The following is a 22,461-nucleotide window of genomic DNA, read 5'->3' as shown; positions in this document are numbered from 1 at the left end:
CTACAGATATGGGAATTCTTAATATGTTGTTCGGAGGCGGTGGTGCTTCTGAAAAGGTGCAGGAAATGCTGGCCAATGGTGCCGTGGTTATTGATGTTCGCAGTGTGGATGAGTACAGGGGTGGGCATGTGGCCGGCTCCAGGAACATTCCATTACATACGTTGGAAGGGCATGTGGAAAAGATCAAGAAACTTAACAAGCCGGTGGTGGTGTGCTGTGCATCGGGCATGCGCAGTGGTCAGGCAGCATCCCTGTTGCGTCGCCACGGTGTGGAATGTGAGAACGGTGGCGGATGGCATCAGGTGAATGCGATGTTGTGAAAGTCATCAAAGACAAAACAGAAAGGAGTGACGATATGGCAACTTTCAATGAACTGATCAAGGGATCACAACCGGTATTGGTGGATTTTTATGCCACATGGTGCGGACCATGCAAGATGATGGCACCCATCCTGGATGATCTGAAGGCTCAGATGGGTGACCGGTTGACGATCCTGAAAGTGGATGTGGATAAAAATCCGCAAGCAGCCATGGCTTATGGTGTGCAGGGTGTTCCGACGCTGATTCTCTTTCGGGAGGGGCAAGTGCGTTGGAAACAATCAGGTGTGATGCCTGCCGGACAACTCCGGCAGGTCATCGAAGCACATGCTGCGTGAGTAGATTAGAATGCTGCAGACATCATGCCGCCAAGAAAACTGAAGAGAATGACGATGGCCATAAATCCGAGATAGATGGCAGCCAGAATGCCGATGAACTGGAAGTATCTGCGAAGGTTGGAGAGTGCTTCTCCCAGTTCCGTTGCATCGTATGAGTCAACGGCCCTCAGGGTTTTGCTTGAAAAACTGAACAAAAAATAAACTGGGAAAAAGCAGAACGCGGCCATCATAAGATAGATGATGGTGACAACACTGGAGTTCACCATTCCCTGAGTTGCGAGGGCCATCATTCCACCGGCAAAAAAGGCGACAAGCACCATCAGGCCGATGAAAACAAAGCCGAGGATGGAAAGGAAACGGGCCCATTTGGCGGTTCTTTTCAGGTGATCAGCGGCTACGGTACTCAGAGAAAGTTCCGTATTCGGGTTGGTACTTGTGAATTCCGGTGAATCAAGCGGTTTTTGTTCCATGACATGAAAACGGGGTTACGGTTTTGACGGGGAATATATATATAAATACTTTCCTGGATGTGTCCTGTCGGAAGTTGTTCGGTGGTTACGGGCTGATGCGTTTAGGACTGTGTCGTTTGTCCTTCCTGTGTTTCTGTAAATACTTCGTCAACCGGTTCCCATAATTCGATTTTATTGTTTTCGGGATCCAGTATATGTACGAATTTTCCGTATGAGTACGACTCGATTTCATCGCAGATCGTTACACCGTTTTGCCGGAGTTCTTCTACCAGCGCTTCGATGTTTTCCACCCGGTAGTTCAGCATGAATTCTTTTTCCGAAGGCTGGAAGTAGGTGGTGTCTTTTTTGAAGGGACTCCATTGCAGGTATTCTTTCTTCTCGGGGTTACGGGCGGATCTGAATTCAAAGAGTGATCCGTATTCATTCACATTCAGCCGCAAATGATCGCCGTACCATTTTTTCATTTCATCCGGATTTTCGCACTTGAAAAAAATGCCACCGATACCGGTTGCTTTACCTTTCTTGTTTTCCATGATTGATGAGGGTTAAGGCCCCTGAAGGGCATTTTCTTACTTGTTTTATGATGTCTTCCTTGCCGGCATGTTCAGTTGTGACCCAGGGGCGTTCTCCCGGCCTGAACACCGACGGAAGGCCACGGGCGCATATGCCGCTATGTATACATAGCGTAGGATCCCATTGAATGGTGATGTCTTCCTTATGATAGAATTTTTTCATGGAGCCAATATACCAATTCCGGTTGTGTCTGTTTCCGGAAACAGCAAACCCGTTCGCCGGCCGGTTGGCCGAGAACGGGTTTGGAATGGTTACAAATGGCAAAGGGATCAGTATGACCATCATGATGCCTGGTAGAGCGGATGGTCTCCTGATCGGTGAAGCAATGCGGAGAATAGAACATTCAACCTGAGGCCTCCGCGCTGTCACCATTCTTTGCCACTTGCGAAACTTGTGGCTATCAACCGGGATGAACGATGGATCCCGTGATTTCCGTCTTACGCCGGAAGGAACACCTTGCCGCCTTCCCGTGCATCAAACCGCAAATGGTTTTAATTGCGATCAGCAAGGTATACTGGCCCTCCGGCAATTGAATGGGGGTAATCTTGTAGTGGATTGCGGCAAAAGAAGAGAGGCGCTGCGAGCATTCCTAGGGGCTGCCCGGGGATCGTACTTCGCAGCGCCACTTTTTTCCGCTTTCTGGTACCAATTTCCGGCTTGAAACGGTCATTTCCCAAACCGTTGTGGATACCAATTTAGGTTCCCGACATAGGCCTTCCTTGTGGGGTTGACCACAGCTGAACCTATGTGTGAATATAGGTTGGAGCTTACTTGGACCGACCTTCTTTTAGGAGGTCGCGGATGTCTGTCAGCAGCATTTCTTCTTTGGAAGGTGCGGGCGGTGCAGCAGGTGCGGCTTCTTCCTTTTTCTTCAACTGGTTCATGGCTTTGACCATTAAAAATATGGCCAGCGCAATGATGGTGAAATCCAGTGCCGTTTGAAAAAAGTTACCGTAGTTCAGGGTGACAGCGGCCACTTCCTGGCCACCCGCATCTGTGTAAGCATCTTTCAGGACCAGTTTCAGTTCCCTGAAATTCATACCACCGATGGCTAAGCCAAGGGGAGGCATGATGATGTCATTCACCGCAGAAGCGATGATTTTACCGAACGCACCGCCGATGATTACACCGACGGCCATGTCCATTACATTGCCCTTTACGGCAAAGGTTCTGAATTCTTTTAGAAATCCCATGTTCTGTTGGTTTACTGGAATTTGTATGAAAAGCCCACACCCAGTACTTCCTTGAATTGGGTTCTGGGGCCTGATTTGTCGGTCACACCGTCATTGTTCGTGTCCACCGCAATGTTGATGTCGTCATCGTAGATGAGGTCTGTGGTTAAGGTGGCGGAAATGTACTTGTTCACCTTCATGGATACCAGCACCTGCCAGTTGACGTCGATGTTTTCAGGATGCTCAAGGTAGTTGGAAAACAGGTCGAGTTTGGTTTGAGCTGTGATGTTTTCCATTACATCCTTTTTGGCAAAGATGCGCACATAGCCTCCAAGTTCAACCCTGCTTTTTTCCCCGGGTGTGATGCGGGTGCCTGAGGTTTGGTTGTACACGGCAGGTTCTACGCCGAATGCACCCGCATCAGCCAGTGTCTGGTCATTTACCAGGGTGGCCTTGGCGGTGAATGGTGCGAGGAACGCAGTGAAGTTTTTGCTACGCTGGAAGTCGAATCCCAGGGCGCCCAATACATAGGCGGGGGCCAGGGCTTTGGAGATGATTACGGTATCATTCGGGTAATTGTAACCGTTATCCATTTGGGTGCGGAAATTGAAAAGCCCTGCATAGTGCCAGTATTTACTGGCTTTTCTTCCGTACTTCGACATCAGGTCAACCTTGTCATCTGATTTCCACCAGTGTTTCTGGTTTCCGTTTTTGATGCTTCCGTATCCGAGGTCGAGGGTATTTTCCCAGAGAGATTTGCCATGACTGTGATGGGCAAACAAACTGAGCAGTCCACTGGCTGAAACCGAATTCTGACCACCGGCTGCCCAATTGGTCAACGACACCTGGTTCAGGTTAACGGCGATCGTTCCACCGATTTTCCAACCGCTTGTGGTATCGGTTTTCGCATCTTTCAGTTTGTTTTCGGCATCGGTAACCTGTGCGTGAAGCAGGCCCGAGGTAGCGCTCAATATCAGCAGGCATCCGGTCAGTGTGCGCAATGATTTCATAGGTAAGTAGGGTTTGTTTAGCGCGGCAAAGATGAAACATTTTTCCAAAAGAACATTCGGGTGGCCAGATTGTTCGCGTAACAACCGAAATTGGCGGATGAGTGTCCGGGAGAGCCCGTTTTTATTCCTCTTTCAGCATTTCCTTTTTTCGCCGTTTCTTTTCCTCCATCAGGTCGAATTGCTGAAAGATGACCCGCACGCCTTTATCATTGTTGAAATAACTTCTGGTCCAATCCAGAAATACAATCAGCTTGTTTCTGAAACCAACCAGGCTCATGAGGTGAATAAACATCCACACGAACCACGCCAGGAAACCGCCGGTCTTCAATCGGCCCACTTCCACCACGGCCTTGTTCTTTCCGATGGTGGCCATTGATCCTTTGTCGCGGTATCGGAATGGTTTGAGGGGTTTGTTTTTCAGAAGCCTTTCCAGGTTTTCAGCCAGCAGAACACCTTGCTGGATCGCGGCGGGTGCTACCTGAGGATGGCCGTTTGGGAATGCATCACTGATCATGGCGGCGCAGTCGCCGATAGCAAAAACATGCTCGGAGCCTTCCACGCGGTTGTATACATCCACCAATATACGCCGGTTGCGTTTCTCAATGCTGTCAGCCGGAAGTCCGTCTACCGGGCAACCCTTAACTCCGGTGGTCCAGATGAGGGTGCGTGCCGTGTAATCTTTCTGGTTGGTTTGGATGTAGTCGCCGAAGTAGTCCAGTACACGGGTGTTGAGTACCACTTCAACGCCCAGTTTCTCCAGGAATCTTTTGGCACGTACGGATGACTTTTCGGAGAGTGCGGGGAGTACGCGGTTGCCGCTTTGGATGAGCAGGATCCGCATGCGGGAAAAGTCCAATTCGGGGTAATCCCTTGGCAGGATGTTCTTTTTCAGTTCGCCGATGGCTCCGGCCAACTCCACGCCGGTTGGCCCTGCGCCTGCAATGGCGAAAGTCATCAGGCTGTCTTTTTTTCGCTCGTTCTGTATGCTGAGCGCTTTCTCGAAATTCTGCAGGATCAAGCTGCGCAGGTCAATGGCTTCCGCAACACTCTTCATCGGCATGGAACTGATGATCAATCCTTCCATCCCGAAATAGTTGGTTTGTGAGCCGGTGGCGATGACAAGGTAGTCGTATTGGATTTCACCAATGTCTGTGTACACCATTTTTTCGTCGGCCTTGATCTCGCGTACATCGGCCATGCGAAAGTAGTAATCATCATAGCCGTGGAAAATCTTGCGTATGGGGAAACTGATGGAGGCGGGGTCGAGGGCTGCGGTTGCCACCTGGTATAACAGAGGCTGAAAAGTATGGAAGTTCTGCTTATCAACCAGAACCACCTGGAAGCCCTTGTTGCGAAGTTTGCGCGCCAGATGTATGCCACCGAAGCCTCCTCCGATGATCACCACCCTGGGTGATGCTGTAATGGGGATTTCTATGTTCACGTATGCCGGATGTTTGATTGCAGAAATGCATGCACAAGATCATAAAAATATCAAATTCGGTCATGCTCTCTTCCTGTGAATTTCATCCACCGGAAAGTGGTCTCCCGTTATCCTGACATCTGTCATGTTTCAACTTGATGCAGGTCATGCGCATACGCAGCATGGCACTGTACCTTTAAATAAATTTTTAATCAACATTGTTAAACCCTCAAATGCAAAATGCCATGACACTCATTAGGAGGAATTTTTCCAACTGGCCAAATCTCACGGATTTCTTCGATGACGAATGGATCAGGAACCGGTTTGCAAATACCGACCTGTCTCCTGCGGTAAATGTGGTGGATAATGAAGGGAACTACGAGATTGAAGTCGCCGCACCGGGCTTCAAAAAAGATGATATTCAGGTAACAGTTGAAAACGGTGTGCTGACCATTACCGGAAAAGTTGAAAACGAATCGGAGGAAAAGAAGAAGAATTATACACGCAAAGAGTTTTCTTCCCAATCCTTCACCAAGCGGTTCACATTGCCGGAGAACGTAGAGCAGGATAAGCTGTCTGCCAAGTATGAAGACGGCGTGCTCAGGTTGGTGGTGAACAAACGTGAGAAAGAACTTCCATCCAAGAAAAACGTGGAAGTTCAATGATTGATTCGGTTATGCGGGTGTGGGATTCCATGCCCGCATAGCTGAATTAAAAAAGTTTATTGGATAAAAAATAAGAAAATGGAAAATTTTGCCTTACGCCCCAAAAGCGACTACATGAACACTGCCGGTTTTGAATCGCTGGCCGTGCTTACCGAACGCTGGCAATCGAACCTTGATTTTTACAAAGATGAGATCAGGTTTCTGCACAGCCTGATCAGTAAATACTTCATCTGGCTGACCCATGAAGACAATGTGAGCAAAGTGCAACAACTTGCCGCAAAGGTATCGGAAGTGGATAAAGAACGGGGGCGTTTATCGCAAACCGTTGCCAAGCATATGGGGCATCTGACGCTGCTGATGGAGAATGCTTATACGCATGATGAACAAACATTCCGTGAAGAACATGCGAAACTGGAAGATGAGCTGTCGGCTTTTGTGAAAGCCTTCAGAAGCATCAAACAGGAAGTGTTTCAGGTAACGGAAAGGGTGATTGAAAGCGAAAAGCTGAACCGTCTGATCGCTGCGGAATAAATCCCTACTGGTCGTCGTTGCCCATCAGGACAAACTGAACCAGGTTGGCGCCCATTTTCAGTGCCTCTTGTCTTTTCTCTTCCGGGTCATTGTGAACTTCCGGGTCTTCCCAACCATCTCCCAGGTCACACTCGTATGAATACAGGCATACAAGTCTGCCCTGGTAAAACAGCCCGAAGGCTTGGGCGGGTTTGTCATCGTGTTCGTGGATTTTAGGTAATCCCCGTGGGAACGCATATTTCTGATGGAAGACAGGGTGGCTTGACGGAAGTTCAATGAAATCCAGGTCAGGGAAAACCTTTTTCATTTCCGGTCGGATGAACTTATCCATTCCGTAGTTGTCATCGATGTGCAGGAAGCCACCTCCCGTGAGGTAGTTCCTGAGGTTCTCGGCTTCTGCGGGAGTGAACACCACGTTGCCGTGGCCTGTCATATGGATGAACGGGTAGTTGAATATCTCCGGGCTGCCAACTTCCACCACGGTATTTTCTTCCTTCATGGCGGTACCCAGGTTGCGGTTGCAGAATTGAATCAGGTTCGGGAGGGATGTGGGGTTGGCATACCAGTCGCCCCCGCCGCCATACTTCAGCAAGGCAATCTCGAAATTACCGGGCTTCCCTGCCAGCAACGGCAGGAGGAAGAAAACCATCATCCATTTCTTCATCCTTCAAAGGTAGCAAATGTAGGAGACCTGTGACGGATTATACGGGGGCTAGGGGAGGCGCGCGTATATCACGGCTGTGCAGGTGCATGGCGGAGCACCGCACGCAGGACACGTGTATTTTCTTTCCAGGCTGTCTTTTTCCCAGTAGCGATGAATCACTTCCAATGTGTGAAATCCTGATTGCTCGAGAATATTTCCCAGGCCAACTGTTTCATTATGTTTCCAGGTCGGACAAAGAAACACTTTCACGCGCATGCCTGCCAGGAATTGCACTGCATCCTGCACAAGCACGCGGCCGATACCTTTTCCCTGATGCGGCCCGGCCACCGCGATGGTTTTTATAACCCCGACCATGCCTTCTGCGGGAAGCAACGGATGCGTGGTCAGGCCAAGACGGGTGGAAATTTCGGAGGCTTTCAGGAGCAGGATGATGCAAAAAGCAATTGTCTGCTTATCCTGATTGTAGATGATCCTGCACCTGTTGGGTGGTTGCAGGAAGGTAAGGGTGAGTTCGGGTGTCAGGTACCCTTGTCCCAATTGCTGATCCGCAATGGAAACGATATCATTCACATCCGTGTCGGAGGCATCGGTGATCGTATAATGAGTGGCCGACAACCGGGTAGGTTTTGGCCTCAAAAGTACAATTCCTAATCTTGTTTCGCCACCTTCAATGTCTGTTCACCATTATTGATCCGGATCATGTAAATGCCAGAGGGGAAGCCCGCGATGTTGATGCGTGTTTCAATACCTGTGGTTTGCCCGGATGAAATGGTTCTTCCCAGGTGGTCGAGTAGGGTGAAGGGCACGGGTCTGGTGTAGAGATTTTGTTTGAGAATGATGGCTCCGGAAGTAGGGTTCGGATACACCTTCATCCATTCAACTTCAGGTTCGTCATTCAGGCCATTTGTCATGGTGTTGAGGTATACTTTCCAATAAGGATTTACATCAACGCCATACACGTCCCTGGTGGAACCATTCCCTTCGCTGTGAACCACAAGGTCGGTCTTTCCGTCTCCGTTCATATCTAACAAAGCCCATCCCTGGTCACCCGCATCATAACTTCCAGCATCTCCGATGTTGTTGAATCCGAATGTATGTGTACTTGAAACATGGCCGCCATCCGGCATGCTCCAGTGAATGTCAGATGCGGAAAATCCATTTTCATTTCCCTGGTAAACTTTCCAATACGGATTGTTTCCTACGCTGAAGGCATCCCGGTAGGTGCCATCTCCCTGGGAATGTATCACAAGGTCGGGAAGACCATCTCCGGTCATATCCATTGTGGACCACCCCTGGTTGCCGGCACTGTAGCTACCTGAATAGCTGATGTAGCTGAAGCCGTAATTGTGGCCGTTGTACAGGTATCCTCCGTCAGGAACATTCCATTTTGAGAAACTTCCGGTAAATCCATAACCACTGTTGGTGTATACTTTCCAATAGGAGTTGTTTCCTACATCGTAGGCATCTCGGTAACTTCCGGTGCCTTCAGCATAAATAACCAGGTCAGGTTTCTTGTCGCCATCCATATCCATGACGGCCCAACTGTGGTCGCCTGTATTGTAACCTCCGGTATAGCTGAGGTTGTTAAACCCATATGCGTGGGTTGATGAAGTGTGACCGCCTGCAGGCACCTTCCAGGTGAGTGGAGATGCGGCGAAACCCGAAGTGCCGCCCTGGTATACTTTCCAGTAAGGGTTGGTTCCCACGTCGAATCCATCCCGGTATGAACCGTCACCCTGGGAGTGCACGATTAGGTCGGGTATTCCGTCTCCTGTTATGTCTGTAACCAGCCATCCCTGGTCATTGGCTTCATAAGAACCGGCATCTGCGATGTTATTGAAGCCGAATTGATGGGTGCTTGTGGTATGCCCCCCATCGGGAACGCTCCAGTTTTTTGGTGTTTGAGAAAACCCGGAGCCGTTGTTGTAATATACTTTCCAGTACGGACTGGTGCCCAGGCCAAACACATCGCGGTATGTGCCGTTTCCTTCCGAGTTCACGACCAGGTCGGGTTTGCCATCCGCGTTCATGTCCGTTAGCGACCATGCCTGATCTCCCGCTTGATAGGACCCGACATGTGCTGTTGTGTAGAACCCGTACAAATAACCGTTGTTTAAATCGCCGCCATTCGGTAGTGACCAATGAACCTCATTTTGAGAGAAGCCGGAGCCATTGCCCTTATACACCTTCCAGTATTGGTTGCCATCGTTTACGCCGAACGTGTTGCGGTGCGAACTGTCTCCTTCGCAATGTACCACAAGGTCTAATTTTCCATCGCCATCTATGTCCAACACACTCCAGCCCTGATCATTTTTTGTATAGGATCCGGTGCTGGCTATGTTGTTGAAACCAAAAGAGTGGGTGTTGCTCATGCTGCCTCCGAGCGGAAGCTGCCAGTTGAAAGGATTTGATGGAAACCCTTGTGCAGAGCTTCGGGTGTGGGTCATGGTCAATACAACCAGCAGGAGAAGGGGGTAACGGATGCGCATGTGCCTTGGCTTTAAGTGTAATGGATGCATGCTACAAAGGTAGAGCCTTTGACAAAACATGCATGAATGGCCGGGTTGCAGATTGCTTTAGCTGAAAGAATTCTTATTATTCGTGCATGACTACCGATAAATCCATTACATTGACCGAATATCCGTTCACTCGCCTTAGGATATACTTCCCGCTTCGGACCGGGGTAACTTCACGGTGATGGCCGGCGTTTAAAGAAACCCATGTAAATCTGTATCCATGCAAAAACGTTTTCTACTCTTAACCCTGTTGGGTATTCAATGCTGCTTCGCATCCGCCCAGATCGGGCCCGAGGTTTATTCATGGATCATTAACACCACCAATGCCACAGGTTACAACGGCATTCCGTCTAACATCCAACAGGTGCAGTATTCCGACAACAATGTATATGTGAGCGCCACATGCATCCCGGGATATGACATAGGACCGTGGGCCGGAAACCCCAATACACCGGCCAACCAGAATTTCGTTTTCAAAATCACCCGACATCCGGCCAAGAACACGGGCACGCCCATTCAAACCGGATTGGGACATATCGGTGTGTTCAGCAATGGCGTGTCGATCTTCAATCCGAAAGACGCCATGAGTTATAAAAATCAGAATGTGTGGTACCAGAACGCGATCATCGTGGAAGGACCGTCGTTTGATGATTGCCTCGGGCACCCCGCGGGAAACGGTGAATACCATCACCACCTGAATCCTACATGTCTGTATGACGATAGCCTGACAACCGAACATTCACCGATCATCGGATACGCTTTCGACGGATTTCCTGTATATGGTGCTTTTGCCTATGCCAATGCCAATGGTACAGGCGGCATCAAGCGAATGCAGAGCAGCTATGCCAAGCGGAATATCACCAAGCGAAACACCTTGCCTGATGGCAGCACAGCCTCCTCAACCGGACCGGATGTTTCCACCACCTATCCGCTCGGGTATTACGTTCAGGATTTTGAATACATAGACGGCAGCGGCGACCTGGATGAACATAACGGCAGATACTGCGTGACGCCCGAGTATCCGGACGGCATGTATTGTTACTTCGTGACACTCGACAGCGACCTGGTGGCTGAATATCCCTACCTCATCGGGCCAACCTACTATGGAACCGTTCAGACCGGAAATACAGGTCCGGGTAGCGGCCACAACAGCATCAACGAAACGGTGATCACCTACACAGGTACGTCCTCGGTTACCGAACCAACCGGCCGGCTAAAGTGGGGACTTTTCCCCAACCCAACCCGGAACATGCTGAACATTTACGTGGAGAGGAACATGCCCAACAACATCACTTTTGAGCTGGTGAACAGCGTAGGACAGGTTGTGCTCAGCCGCACCAACCTGCAGCCCACCGTTCAGTATTCCTTTGATCTCTCCGAATTCGGGCAGGGGATTTATTTTGCCAGGATGATCGCCGGGCAGGAAGTAGCTACCAGGAAATTTGTATTGGAGTGATTCAAGCGTTCAGCTCGCTCCACGCTTTCCGTGTCAATTCCCATCTTTTTACCGGTTGTTCGAAGTTGATGAAACCGGGTGTAGTCACGTATTCCTTCACAAATCGAAACCCCACTTTCTCCAGCACGCAGTGTGGCGCCGGGTTCAGTGCATAGGGTTCACTGTACAGGGTTTTGAGGTTCAGCTTTTTGAAATAATGCGACAGAGAAAGACGTACCAGTTCTGCCCCAAGACCTTGTCTGCGGATGTTGCTCTTCCACAGATGAAGGTGCATATAGGCATCTTCGCCAAAGCGGGTGGGGTTGGTGTTGGAATGCCCCACCGGTTGTCCGTCTGCTTCCCAGATCAGGGCAAATGATCGGCGTACCTCTACCGGCAGTTGCAACTGAGACTGCAACATGTTCGAGAATTCTTCCCGGGTGGGCATCTTCGCCAGATCAACGCCCATGCCTTCAAGGAAGGCATCGTCATTCTTAAACCAGTAATCAAGCAACAGAGGGAGGTCGGTTTCTGTGAGTTCGCGAACGTGAAGGTGTGCGGGTGATGTTGTCATGCCGAGATAGTCTGTGGTTTGCAGTTTGTAGTTTCTGGTTTGTCACATACATAAACAATGGAGGAGTTGAAATGCATGCAGCATAAAAATTGCGACGCTCGCGATGCGGTACACCAATGTACCCGCCCGGGTTCAAGTTAAGGCGTTTATTCATATGGAAGGAGAGAATCTTATGTATGAACTTTCCCAGGCGAAGAATGGTGGTGATTGGTTGGGTATCAGTCGTGAGTCTGTACTTGGCAAATGTATGTCAGGTCATTTCTGCCGGGCTTAAACAAACCACAAACCTTCTGTTGTCAAAGTCATTGTTTCTCCTACCAACTTGCGACTTTTACACCCCTGTGTCTTTTCCTTTTTTCTCCGTTATGCATAAAAGCCTTCCTATGATACGCTACCTCCTTTTGTTGCTTTTGCCAAGTATGCTGTATGCGCAGGAGCAGCTCAACTATCACCTTCGTGATGCCCGCCCGAATGCCGATGTCCAACGTCAGGTCACATCCGCCTTCAGGCAACTTACCAATGGGGAGGAGGTCGTATTCGACCTCTTGCTGAAAAAAGAAAAACGCCAGCTGTCCTTACAACAGCAAGCTTCCCTGGCGCGGGCACGATCCACCATGCTCGTAGAATACTGCGATGATGTGATGCAGCTTACCCCCAACCAGGTGATGGTAACCACCGTGCCATTCTCCTGCAGCAACAATCCGGCATCCGCATCCAATGCATCTTACCGTCAGTTTGCTACCGCCAGCAGCGGCATCAGCCAGCTGGTGCTGACCAAATCAGATGACCTCTTCCTGTATACCGGTGTCACCGACAGCTTGCCGCAGGATGATGCACAAGTCTTTACGCTGGACCCGAATCAATCGGCCCTTGTGATCGGCAGGAACGGAACTCACGTGATTTTCCGCGAGCATGCTTTCAGGCTGGATGAAGATTCAGTATGCGACCTGGTGACCCTGAAGCTATGGGAGTTTTATACACCTGAGCAGATTGTGATGGGCGGGATGACCACGCATGCCGATCGTGCGATTCTGGAAACCGCAGGTATGGTGCATATGGAAGCATGGTGTGGCGATCGCAGATTGGAACTGGCACGTTCCATCACCCTTAAAATTCCCGCGGATCGGTTGGATGGAAGAATGCAGGTCTTTTATGGAGAAAAGAAACACGGATTAGAGAATTGGAAGGCACAGGGAAAGTTACCGGTAGGTTTTCAAAGAACGGGTGATCTTGTGAGGGATGAATTTGCCGATCAGGTATTGGTTGCTGAAGGAGCCGGCAAAGATCAGGGTGGGTTCGAATCAGAAGTGATGGAATCAGTCAATGACTGCTACGTTTTGAAAAGCACCCGGCTGGATTTTATTAACTGCGACAGGTTCGTAGATGAGCCTGATCCGGTTGATCTGTTGGTTAACCTGGATAAATCCGACAAGGTGGTGGCAAGAATTGTATTCGCCGATCTGAAAGGGGTAATGCCAGGTTACTATTTCGATAACTCCCATACGCAGGTGAAGTTTTCCGGCATCCCCAAAGGCAAATCCGCTGTTGTAGTGGTTTACAGTATCCTGCCTGATCATCGGGTACAATGGGGTGTGCAACCGGTAACGGTTGGCACTGACCGGGAAGTAACAGACCTTGCCATGAAGACGACCAACGTGGAGGAGCTGAGAACTTTCCTCCGCAGTATTCGTTGGGATGCATCGCAGTGACCTAAATTCCTAATTCCTAATTCCTAATTTCTAATTATACCTCACCCTTCCACCACAATCTTAAACCCTGTCAGCAATCCGGCCAGGCCGTCGGATGAAAATCTGGCTTTGGCAATTTTGTTTTTAACTGGATCTATGATATAGCCTATGGCGTCGCTAAAGTCGGCGCCGGAAAGATTGGTCGTGTCAAAAGTGGCGCCTGACAAATCACTGCCTTTGAATATGACGGTCTGGAGGTCAGCCTCGGTGAAGTCGACCTCGTGAAGCCTGCAGTTGATCAGGGATGCACCCTTGAGTTTGCAACGAAAAAAGGAAGCCATGCTCAGGTCGCAGGATGTGAAGTTGGCGCCGAACAAAAACGGATTGCAATCTTCGAAGTGCAATCCCAGCAGCTTGCACTCAACAAAAGTTGTTTCCCGGATGGCGGTGTTCCTCAATTTTGCCATGCTCAGGTCGCACCCTTCGAACCGGCAGGAAGTAAAGGTTATGCCGGATAGGTCGGACTCGCTCAGGTTGCCTCCCGTGAAACGGCAGTTTTCATATTCACCGCTTGCCAGTGGCTGTTCACTCAGGTCTTTTCCGGTGAAGACCCGGCCTTCGAAGTAAGTATCTGATGTGTTGGCTTTCATAAGAGCGTATTTGAACCGGCGGATTCAAAATTGGCGGTTTTTTTTATGAAACACAACGATGTCGTCCGGTGTTCAGGAGACCGCCTTGTTTTTCTTGCGAACAAATACAACGGTTGCCGTCAGGTAGGCCAGGGTGATGGCGATCCACAACGGATACCGTCCGCCTTCTTGGTAGAGGTGATAGGCCATGCCGGCTGCAGCAAGGGAATTCATGGTATTGGAGATAATACCCGACAGCAATGGCAAGTTTACTTGTATGCGCATCACCACCACATTGCACATGGCAGCAAAGGCCATTAATGCGGCCATGGGAATGTGATTGCGGTTGTAGAATTCCAGTGCGAGAATGCCATATAGCACAGCGCTGATCGCGGTTGAGAAACGGCTCAGGCGGTTTCGTTTGGCGTTGGATGACTGCATAAGAAATCAATGGAGGTTATGCAAAGTTCATCTTTCTTCCGGTTCCATACAAGCCCTATCATTATCTGGAAGAATTAGGCTGACAGCAATACCTCCAGTCTCCGAAAGGCCTGGTCACGAAACCGAATAAGTACCTGGTATTCCTCGCTGTCGTAAACTTCTGCGATGGCCTCTCGGTTGGGGAATGCAATGACAGAGACCATGTCTACGGGATTTTCACCCACCATTCGGGAGGTGATGTGATAATTGTGCATCACCCGTGCCGATACATTGTCGTAAAGTTTTATCAGGCCTTGAAGGTATGTGTTCAGTGCTTTTTCTTCGCCTTCATTGATGGAGGCGATGACAATCATGAATACAGAAGTGGTCATGGTTTTTGGTACAAAAGTGCACCGGAAGTCATGCCGGATTCCTTTTCAAAATTGCTAAAACGGATGCTTGCGGAAATGACCGGGTGTGATACCGAATGCCGCCTTGAAGGCGGTTTGCATGGAAGTGCCTTCCGAGAACCCCACTTGCCAGGCGATTTCTTCGATGGTTAGTCGCGATGTTTTCAGCAATTCACGTGCTTTGTAAAGCCGGATCCAACGGATAAAAGCATAGGGTGTCATGCCGCAACATTCCCTGAATACCCGCAAAAAATGAAATTTTGACATTCCTGCTATCCGGCATAGAACGTCAAGCGATAAAGCGGCGTGGTAATGACCATAAATGTAATCCCTTGCTTTGGATATCCGGTCGTACAGTTCATTGCGTATTGCTCTGCTTTCTGCAGGAATTCGCCGGATGGCCCGGGCCGTGTCCCGATGCAAAGTAAGCAGATATGCCAGTGTTTGCATCCAGCCGTAGGGGTTGTCCGGCTCTTTCATCAGGAGTGATTTCATTGCCTTCCACGTATCAGATTGAAAATGTAATTCCTGTTTGAAGTCCGGCACCGGTACCGTGAATTCAGGATCTTCCAGCAATGTTTGATCGCTGCATATCAGGGCCGGTACACATTGCGAAATGAATGCGTGGTTGAAATGTACGTTGCATACCTCCGCGGTTTCCTCGGTACCCAATCTGTAATCCATATGATTATAGGGGTTAACCACCAGCAATGACGCATCGCAGATGCGGTACATTCTTTTTCCGAGGTAAGCCTGTGCATTTCCGGTGATATTACAGAAAATGGACAGGGATGTTTCTGTCAGTTCTTTTTGAAATCCTTTTGTGGATGTATGTACGACCAGGTTGGGCCAGGTGATCTCGTTCCGGTGTTCGCTTTCCGCCCGGTTCCGGAGCATGAGCAATACGTCTTGCGGAGCAAAATCCCGGGCGATCATTCGATGCGCTGTAGCTGAACGTAGTCGACCAGGATGCGACTGTTCGAAGCGGTATCAACCGGGGTGAGTTCGATGAAGGCGCTGATCTTCGCGGAAGAGCTCAGGCTGTGTACAAGGCTGTGGCTTTCCCAGGCCGCATTGGTCACAACGGTGTCTTTGTAGGAGGAGTCAATACCGTTGCTCAGTTTCAGGCGGATGCGGCATTGTGCGAAATGCTGACATTGCAGCCACGTGATCACTTTATACGTGCCCGGTGTCAGGCTGTCTGTGCGGTTGAATGTAGCCGGGAAACGGGTGTGCATGCCTTCGTAGGCCGCTGTGTCCAGGTGCCCTATGTAGAACGACCATGAACCGAAATGCCCTTCGGGAATCAGTTGGTTGGGTTGCTGATAAGTGCTGTCGAAGGGCAACCGGGTGTATTGCCAATGGTTCAGAATGGTGTTATTGGATGGGTCGAACTCGTCGGTGAAGATGGTCTGGATGGTGTTGTTGGGCAGCGCATCAGGATCCGGGTCAGTCTTTCTACAACCGTTCGCAATGCACACACATGTCGTCAACCATGCGATGAAAGTGCCTGTTTTGATATGTGGCCATGTGCCAGGCATGCGGCAATCAATCCAGTTTGACGGGCATGGGAACATCCCTGTCTAACCGAAAAACCGGGTAGCGGTTGTGTTCTTTTTCGTAATGAACGGAGTGGGCGTACACCCAGTACAATTGCTCCCGCGGGTTCTCCGCAAATGAATCGTCTTCGATCTTTTTCAGGTCGAACTGTTGTTTCAGGGCGGGGTCGTTCTTCAGCATTTCTGCCGCTTCATCTTCGAACAGATAAGGAGAAAACCATTCCTTCTGCATCAATACATTGTCAAAAAAGTTCCAGGCAAAGTAGCTGTCCGGGGCATTCGGTTCAAGGGTTTCCACGATGAAGCGGTTCTTGGTTTGGTTCACATATACGACCATGTCGTCTTTGCGAAGCTGTATGGGTTGTGCGTCCTTGCTCACCTTGATGTCATAATGCAGGTAGTGCCCTTCATAGGGGTGATGGACCGTCTCGTACCCATCGATGTGATATGCGCTCAGCTGCATGACCGTGTCTTTGGTGACCCGGTGCATCATGATCTTATTCATTTTCAAAAGCTCGATCACTTCCCGCCATGCCTGGGGAATGATGTAGGCTACCGGTGCTGTGACCTTTGCGGTGACCTTGTATTTGTTGTAATATGGAATCTGTTTTTCGTAAGGTTGGTTGCGGTCATAATAGAGCCTGTCCTTCCCTGTTACTTCACTGGGTTTGTAGGCGGCGGTATATCCCTTGAAAGTAATGGTTTCGGTTTGGGTTGTATCCAGTTCCCAGCGCAGGCCGAAATCTTTTTGTGTTCTTCCGTCCTGCAAGGCAATGCCCCTGATTTTGCCCAGGTATTCACAATTCTCATAGCTATACTTCAAAACGTTAGTAAGGAAGTGATAGGTTGCCTTTACGCGGACAGGATAAGGTTTCAGCATATGCGCCTCCGTGATGAAGCCGATGGTGTGGAACAGGGCCGTATACCCGGTTGAATAGCGCGGTGTTTCCAGGAAAGCCACCAGTCCGTTGTCAGGCGTGTCCCCTTTCATGTCCACGTAAGGTGTCATTTCATACCCGTCATCCGCCATGCCTTTGTACAGTGCGGGCAGCATGTTGTCTTTCATGTATTGCCCTATCAGCGGATTGATTTTGTTGGGTTGGGTCGCGATGAGGGTCATGCTGTAGCTGTAATCGGCACCGTCGGAGGTATGTGTATCGATGAAGATATCCGGCCGCCAGGTATGGTAGATCTCGGCGAAGGCACGGGCATTGCGGCTGTCGCATTTGATGAAGTCGCGGTTCAGGTCGAGGTCTTTTGCATTGCCGCGGAAGCCGTACGTTTCCGGTCCGTTCTGATTGACACGCGTTACGCTGTTCCGGTTCATCATGCCGCCGATGTTATAGGCAGGGATGATGCAGATCACCGTGTTGTCAAGGTAGAGCTGGGGCAGCTTTCTTGCGAGCAGGTCGGTGGCGAATTGCAGACTGGCATCCACGCCACAGGGTTCACCCGGGTGGATGCCATTGTTGATAAGGATGATGCGTTTGTCGCGTTTGCGGAGTGAAACAGGATCCACATCCCCGTCCTTTGAAATCAGCAACATGTGCAGGGGTTTGCCTGCATCGGTGGTGCCGTAGGTGAAGAGGAAGGCCATCGGGTTGTTTTCCGCCAGTTTCTGGTAGGCGGTGATGACCTCATCATACGAGAGGGTTTGATTTTGTTCGTAAGCCGGCGTTTGTGCACGGCTCATCAAACTACAGATGAGAAATACGCACGTGGTTCGCCAGCCTTTATTTGATATAACGGAAATCATGGCCTGCTTTGAGTTGGATCAGTGTTTCGTACATCAACCGGATCACGTGGTCGATGTCGTCTTTGTGTACTGTTTCCACCGTGGTGTGCATGTACTTCAGTGGAAGGGAAATCAGTGCCGACGGAACACCTTCTGCTGAATAAGCAAAGGAATCGGTGTCTGTGCCGGTGCTCCGTGAGGCTGCCGCACGCTGGAACGGGATCTTTTTCTTTTCCGCAACATCAATGATCATGTTGAGGAGCTTGTTGTGTACGGCCGGACCTACCGTGAGTGACGGTCCTTTGCCACAGGAGATATCCCCTTCTTCTTTCTTTTTATAGGGTGGTGATTGGGTGTCGTGGGTAACATCCGTAACGATGGCTACATTGGGTTTAAGGCGGCGGCTGATCATCTCCGCACCGCGCAGTCCGATCTCTTCCTGAACGGAATTCACCACGTACAAACAGAACGGAAGTTTTTTCTTGTTGGCGTGAATCATGCGGGCTACTTCTGCGATCATGAAACCGCCGATGCGGTTGTCGAGTGCCCTACCGGTGTAAAAGTTTTTTCCCAGTTCCATGAGGCCGTTCTCGAAAGTAATGACGGTGCCCACATGGATGCCCAGCTTTTCAACTTCGGCTTTGGAACTGCACCCGCAATCGATGAAGATGTTTTTCAGCGACGGTGGTTCTTCCTTGTCCTTCTGGCGTACGTGGATGGCTGGCCATCCGAACACGCCTTTCACAATGCCTTTTTTGGTGTGGATGTTCACCCGCATGGAAGGAGCGATCTGATGATCCGATCCTCCGTTACGAATTACAAAAATGTACCCGTCGTCGGAAATGTAGTTCACAAACCATGCAATTTCATCGGCATGTGCTTCGATCACTACCTTGTATGGGGCTTTGGGATTGATCACTCCCACGGCTGTACCATATACATCTGTCTGATACGTGTCAACGAACGGCTTGATATAATCGAGCCAGATTTGTTGTCCGCTTTTCGTGCTGCCCGGAAGTTCGGATTCAAAGCCGGTGGGCGATGCGTTGTTCAGGTAGTTCTCTAAAAATGCTTTGCTGGATTTGTTCATTGCATATGGTTTTGGACAAACAAAAATGGTGCTGGGATGGGCAAAAGTATGAAAATATGTTTGGTTGTTGGTTTTTAGTTATTGGTTACTGGAGGCGTTGAGTTGAACTTTGATGGGTAGGTTTTGTGGGGCTGGGATGTTTGGACGTTTGTTCCTGAATATGATGCCCCATATCCCATCCAGGAGCAAGTATTGGCGGCTAACATAGCAATCTGTTTCGCTATAAGCATAGAATCTGCCGGGCGAACCATTTCTCATCAGACCCCCAAATAACCAACAACCAATAACCAATAACCAACAACCAATAACCAATAACCAATAACCAATAACCAATAACCAACAACTATTAACCAACAACGAAAAACTATTAACCAACAACGAAAAACCAAAAACTAAAACCCCTACCTTCGCAACCCTGATGATTAAGCTGGAAGATACGTATCGCCATAAGGGCCTTCGCAAGCGGCTCATGGCTGTTCTAAGGGAGAAGGGTATACACGACGAGGCCGTGCTGGCCGCCATGGAACGGGTGCCCAGGCACTGGTTCATGGAGTCGGCTTTTCTGCAATTTGCTTATGACGACAAAGCCTTTCCCATCGGTGCGGGCCAAACGATTTCACAACCTTATACGGTGGCTTTTCAAACATCCCTCCTGGAATTGAAAAAAGGGGAGAAGGTGTTGGAAGTGGGTACCGGAAGCGGGTATCAAACCTGTGTGCTGTTGGAGATGGGGGTGAAGGTTTTCAGCATCGAAAGGCAAAGGGAGTTGTACGGTAAAACCAAGAAGTTACTGGAAGTGATGAACTACCGCCCGCGTCTGTTCTATGGTGATGGATATGCCGGGCTTCCCGCTTTTGCGCCTTTTGATAAAGTCCTGGTTACCGCCGGTGCCCCATTCATTCCGCCGGCCCTGATTGAGCAGCTTAAACCGGGCGGATGCCTGGTGATCCCTGTGGGAGAAGGGGGTGTGCAGGTTATGACGGTCGTGAAAAAAGACGAAGGCGGTGACATTGTGCGGGAGACTTTCGGAGAGTTCCGGTTTGTGCCTCTCCTGGAGGATAAGTCGTCGTAAGTGGCTTCCTCCCAGTTATTCGCGTGATTTTTCTGATGCCCGGGTGCAGCCATCACTGAACCCCGCTGAAATCTCCGGAGCACATACGGGCTATTTTTTTTCAACAAAGTCCGTGTCTTTTGTTGAAAACTACCGCCACGCAAGGATTTGCGGCATTTTGGAATTGGTTATCTTCGCAATCCACCCTGAAAATCCGCATGTCCGAAGAAGTTAAATATACCGAAGACAATATACGCACCCTCGACTGGAAAGAACACATCCGGTTCAGGCCCGGTATGTACATCGGGAAGCTGGGTGACGGTTCTTCACAGGACGATGGAATCTACGTGCTCCTGAAAGAAGTCATCGACAACAGCATCGATGAGTATGTGATGGGCCACGGTAAATACATCGACGTGAGCATCGATGAGGGGAAGGTGACGGTACGTGATTATGGCCGGGGCATTCCGCTCGGGAAAGTGTTGGATTGCGTATCCCGCATCAACACAGGGGCCAAGTACGATACCAAAGCATTTAAGAAATCCGTCGGGTTGAACGGTGTGGGTACCAAGGCCGTCAATGCACTGTCTGATTACTTCCACGTGGCATCTGTCAGGGAAGGCAAATGCAAATCCATCGAGTTCAAACACGGAGACGTTACCCAGGATCATAAGCTTACCAAGTCGGACGACAAGGAAGGAACGAGCATCTCCTTTCTTCCCGACCGCACCATCTTCAGCAACTACAGGTTCCGCAATGATTATGTGGAAAACATGCTGTGGAACTACGTGTACCTGAACCCCGGACTCACCATCCGGTACAACGGACAACGGTTTCATTCCAAAGACGGGTTGCTTGATTTGTTGAATTCCCGCATAGACGGCAACATCCTGTACCCGATCATCCACCTGCGCGGCGAAGACATTGAAGTGGCCATGACGCACGGTTCGTCCTACGGTGAGGAATACTACTCTTTCGTTAACGGCCAGCACACCACCCAGGGCGGTACCCACCAGGCCGCCTTTCGTCAGGCCGTGGTGAAGACCATCCGTGAGTTCTATAAGAAAGACTACGATGCGGTCGACATCCGCAGTTCCATCATCGCAGCCGTCGCCATCAAGGTCGTGGAACCCGTTTTCGAATCGCAAACAAAAACCAAACTCGGCTCCCAGGAGATTGAACCCGGCGGGAAATCCATCCTGGCCTTCGTGCAGGATTTCCTCACCACCGAACTCGATAATTATCTTCACAAGAACCCGGAGGCCGCCGAAGCCCTGCAGCGTAAGATCCTGCAGTCGGAAAAAGAACGCAAGGAGCTTTCCGGCATCCGCAAGCTGGCGCGCGACCGGGCCAAGAAGGCCAGTCTGCACAACAAGAAACTGCGTGATTGCCGTGTGCATTTCGCCGATAAACACGAACGCAACCTGGAAACCACCCTCTTCATTACCGAAGGGGATTCGGCCAGTGGCTCCATTACCAAGTCAAGAGATGTAAACACCCAGGCCGTTTTCAGCCTGCGGGGTAAACCGCTGAATTCATACGGACTCACCAAGAAGATCGTATACGAGAACGAAGAGTTCAACCTCATCCAGGCAGCGCTCGACATTGAAGAAAGCCTGGAGAGCCTCCGGTACAACAACATCGTGATTGCTACCGATGCCGATGTGGACGGCATGCACATCCGGTTGCTGTTGATCACTTTCTTCCTCCAGTTCTTCCCCGACCTGGTGAAAAACGGTCACCTGTATATCCTGCAAACACCGCTTTTCAGGGTGCGCGACAAGAAAGAAACCATCTACTGCTATTCCGAAGGGGAAAAGCAAAAGGCCATCCGCAAGCTGAAAGGCAAAGTGGAGATCACCCGATTCAAAGGACTCGGCGAGATATCGCCGGATGAGTTCAAACATTTTATCGGCAAGGACATCCGGCTGGAACCCGTGGTGGTGGGCAAAGAATCTCCCATCAGCACATTGCTGGAATTTTACATGGGCAAGAATACGCCCGAAAGACAGGAGTTCATCATCGAAAATCTCAAGGTGGAAAAGGACATGATGGACGATGAGGAAGAGGAAGAAGAGCAAGAACAAGAACAAGATGAAGAAGGCATGGAAGCGGTGGCTGATGAAGAAGTGAAGAAACCTGCAAAGAAGAAAACCGGCGCAACCGCCAAAAAGAAAAAATAACGCACCCATCC

The 22,461-nt window shown here is 49.9% G+C and carries 25 protein-coding genes; 8 read left to right on the top strand and 17 right to left on the bottom strand.

Annotated elements, in window-relative coordinates:
- Positions 1-8 precede the first annotated feature (8 nt).
- Positions 9-320, top strand: a complete 312-nt coding sequence (locus tag H6585_08130; GenBank protein MCB9448296.1) for a rhodanese-like domain-containing protein — start codon at positions 9-11, stop codon at positions 318-320.
- A 35-nt stretch (positions 321-355) separates the two neighbouring features.
- Positions 356-655: a thioredoxin gene (trxA, locus tag H6585_08125; GenBank protein MCB9448295.1), complete on the top strand. Its 300-nt coding sequence runs from the start codon at positions 356-358 to the stop codon at positions 653-655.
- A 5-nt stretch (positions 656-660) separates the two neighbouring features.
- Here trxA and H6585_08120 read toward each other — a convergent pair whose 3' ends face one another.
- The 6 genes from H6585_08120 to H6585_08095 form a co-directional block, all read right to left on the bottom strand.
- Complete coding sequence (locus H6585_08120; GenBank protein ID MCB9448294.1) at positions 661-1,125, bottom strand: hypothetical protein; 465 nt, start codon at positions 1,123-1,125, stop codon at positions 661-663.
- 101 nt (positions 1,126-1,226) lie between these two features.
- Positions 1,227-1,658: a VOC family protein gene (locus H6585_08115; GenBank protein MCB9448293.1), complete on the bottom strand. Its 432-nt coding sequence runs from the start codon at positions 1,656-1,658 to the stop codon at positions 1,227-1,229.
- A complete protein-coding gene (locus H6585_08110) occupies positions 1,639-1,860 on the bottom strand; it encodes a (4Fe-4S)-binding protein (GenBank protein ID MCB9448292.1) in 222 nt (73 codons plus the stop codon). Before H6585_08110 ends, H6585_08115 begins: the two co-directional genes overlap by 20 nt.
- A 605-nt stretch (positions 1,861-2,465) precedes the next feature.
- Complete coding sequence (gene mscL, locus H6585_08105; GenBank protein ID MCB9448291.1) at positions 2,466-2,891, bottom strand: large-conductance mechanosensitive channel protein MscL; 426 nt, start codon at positions 2,889-2,891, stop codon at positions 2,466-2,468.
- Between the two features lie 11 nt (positions 2,892-2,902).
- The gene (locus H6585_08100) at positions 2,903-3,880 is read right to left on the bottom strand and encodes a DUF3078 domain-containing protein (protein ID MCB9448290.1); all 978 of its coding nucleotides are present in this window, start codon (positions 3,878-3,880) and stop codon (positions 2,903-2,905) included.
- 121 nt (positions 3,881-4,001) lie between these two features.
- The gene (locus H6585_08095; protein ID MCB9448289.1) at positions 4,002-5,315 is read right to left on the bottom strand and encodes an NAD(P)/FAD-dependent oxidoreductase; all 1,314 of its coding nucleotides are present in this window, start codon (positions 5,313-5,315) and stop codon (positions 4,002-4,004) included.
- A 230-nt stretch (positions 5,316-5,545) separates the two neighbouring features.
- On the opposite strand from H6585_08095, the gene H6585_08090 reads away from it, so the two are divergent.
- Complete coding sequence (locus tag H6585_08090; protein ID MCB9448288.1) at positions 5,546-5,965, top strand: Hsp20/alpha crystallin family protein; 420 nt, start codon at positions 5,546-5,548, stop codon at positions 5,963-5,965.
- Between the two features lie 78 nt (positions 5,966-6,043).
- Complete coding sequence (locus tag H6585_08085) at positions 6,044-6,496, top strand: hypothetical protein (GenBank protein MCB9448287.1); 453 nt, start codon at positions 6,044-6,046, stop codon at positions 6,494-6,496.
- 4 nt (positions 6,497-6,500) lie between these two features.
- On the opposite strand, the gene H6585_08080 is transcribed toward H6585_08085, so the two are convergent.
- The 3 genes from H6585_08080 to H6585_08070 are packed head-to-tail and all read right to left on the bottom strand — an operon-like array spanning position 6,501 to position 9,649.
- Positions 6,501-7,160 (bottom strand): DUF4159 domain-containing protein, encoded by a 660-nt coding sequence (locus H6585_08080; protein ID MCB9448286.1) that lies wholly within the window; start codon positions 7,158-7,160, stop codon positions 6,501-6,503.
- A gap of 48 nt (positions 7,161-7,208) precedes the next feature.
- Positions 7,209-7,775, bottom strand: coding sequence for a GNAT family N-acetyltransferase (locus H6585_08075; GenBank protein MCB9448285.1), 567 nt, complete (start codon positions 7,773-7,775; stop codon positions 7,209-7,211).
- Positions 7,776-7,807: 32 nt separating this feature from the next.
- On the bottom strand, positions 7,808-9,649 hold the full coding sequence (locus tag H6585_08070; protein MCB9448284.1) for a T9SS type A sorting domain-containing protein: 1,842 nt from the start codon (positions 9,647-9,649) through the stop codon (positions 7,808-7,810).
- A 247-nt stretch (positions 9,650-9,896) separates the two neighbouring features.
- On the opposite strand from H6585_08070, the gene H6585_08065 reads away from it, so the two are divergent.
- Positions 9,897-11,132 carry a YHYH protein gene (locus H6585_08065; GenBank protein MCB9448283.1) on the top strand — a complete coding sequence of 412 codons (1,236 nt, stop codon included), beginning with the start codon at positions 9,897-9,899 and terminating at the stop codon, positions 11,130-11,132.
- Position 11,133: 1 nt separating this feature from the next.
- Here the strand turns inward: H6585_08065 and H6585_08060 are convergent, their stop codons facing one another.
- Positions 11,134-11,685, bottom strand: coding sequence for a GNAT family N-acetyltransferase (locus H6585_08060; GenBank protein ID MCB9448282.1), 552 nt, complete (start codon positions 11,683-11,685; stop codon positions 11,134-11,136).
- A gap of 383 nt (positions 11,686-12,068) precedes the next feature.
- On the opposite strand from H6585_08060, the gene H6585_08055 reads away from it, so the two are divergent.
- On the top strand, positions 12,069-13,394 hold the full coding sequence (locus H6585_08055) for a hypothetical protein (GenBank protein ID MCB9448281.1): 1,326 nt from the start codon (positions 12,069-12,071) through the stop codon (positions 13,392-13,394).
- A gap of 41 nt (positions 13,395-13,435) precedes the next feature.
- Here the strand turns inward: H6585_08055 and H6585_08050 are convergent, their stop codons facing one another.
- From H6585_08050 to H6585_08020, 7 genes are all read right to left on the bottom strand, one after another.
- Complete coding sequence (locus H6585_08050) at positions 13,436-14,023, bottom strand: pentapeptide repeat-containing protein (protein ID MCB9448280.1); 588 nt, start codon at positions 14,021-14,023, stop codon at positions 13,436-13,438.
- Positions 14,024-14,095: 72 nt separating this feature from the next.
- Positions 14,096-14,443, bottom strand: a complete 348-nt coding sequence (locus tag H6585_08045) for a hypothetical protein (GenBank protein MCB9448279.1) — start codon at positions 14,441-14,443, stop codon at positions 14,096-14,098.
- Positions 14,444-14,517: 74 nt separating this feature from the next.
- Positions 14,518-14,814: a DUF1330 domain-containing protein gene (locus H6585_08040; GenBank protein MCB9448278.1), complete on the bottom strand. Its 297-nt coding sequence runs from the start codon at positions 14,812-14,814 to the stop codon at positions 14,518-14,520.
- Between the two features lie 54 nt (positions 14,815-14,868).
- On the bottom strand, positions 14,869-15,768 hold the full coding sequence (locus H6585_08035; protein MCB9448277.1) for a helix-turn-helix transcriptional regulator: 900 nt from the start codon (positions 15,766-15,768) through the stop codon (positions 14,869-14,871).
- Entirely contained in the window at positions 15,765-16,373 is a 609-nt protein-coding gene (locus H6585_08030; GenBank protein MCB9448276.1) for a hypothetical protein, read from the bottom strand. The genes H6585_08035 and H6585_08030 overlap by 4 nt, the downstream gene beginning before the upstream one ends.
- A gap of 7 nt (positions 16,374-16,380) precedes the next feature.
- The gene (locus H6585_08025) at positions 16,381-18,084 is read right to left on the bottom strand and encodes a hypothetical protein (GenBank protein MCB9448275.1); all 1,704 of its coding nucleotides are present in this window, start codon (positions 18,082-18,084) and stop codon (positions 16,381-16,383) included.
- A 40-nt stretch (positions 18,085-18,124) separates the two neighbouring features.
- Positions 18,125-19,216, bottom strand: a complete 1,092-nt coding sequence (locus H6585_08020; GenBank protein ID MCB9448274.1) for a M42 family metallopeptidase — start codon at positions 19,214-19,216, stop codon at positions 18,125-18,127.
- A gap of 427 nt (positions 19,217-19,643) precedes the next feature.
- Here H6585_08020 and H6585_08015 point away from each other — a divergent pair, with 427 nt between their 5' ends.
- Positions 19,644-20,288 carry a protein-L-isoaspartate(D-aspartate) O-methyltransferase gene (locus H6585_08015; protein ID MCB9448273.1) on the top strand — a complete coding sequence of 215 codons (645 nt, stop codon included), beginning with the start codon at positions 19,644-19,646 and terminating at the stop codon, positions 20,286-20,288.
- A 197-nt stretch (positions 20,289-20,485) separates the two neighbouring features.
- Positions 20,486-22,450 carry a type IIA DNA topoisomerase subunit B gene (locus H6585_08010; protein MCB9448272.1) on the top strand — a complete coding sequence of 655 codons (1,965 nt, stop codon included), beginning with the start codon at positions 20,486-20,488 and terminating at the stop codon, positions 22,448-22,450.
- Positions 22,451-22,461: the final 11 nt, after the last annotated feature.

The organism is Flavobacteriales bacterium, from assembly GCA_020635855.1.
Lineage (GTDB): Bacteria > Bacteroidota > Bacteroidia > JACJYZ01 > JACJYZ01 > JACJYZ01.
This window is presented reverse-complemented; position numbering and strand designations above follow the sequence as displayed.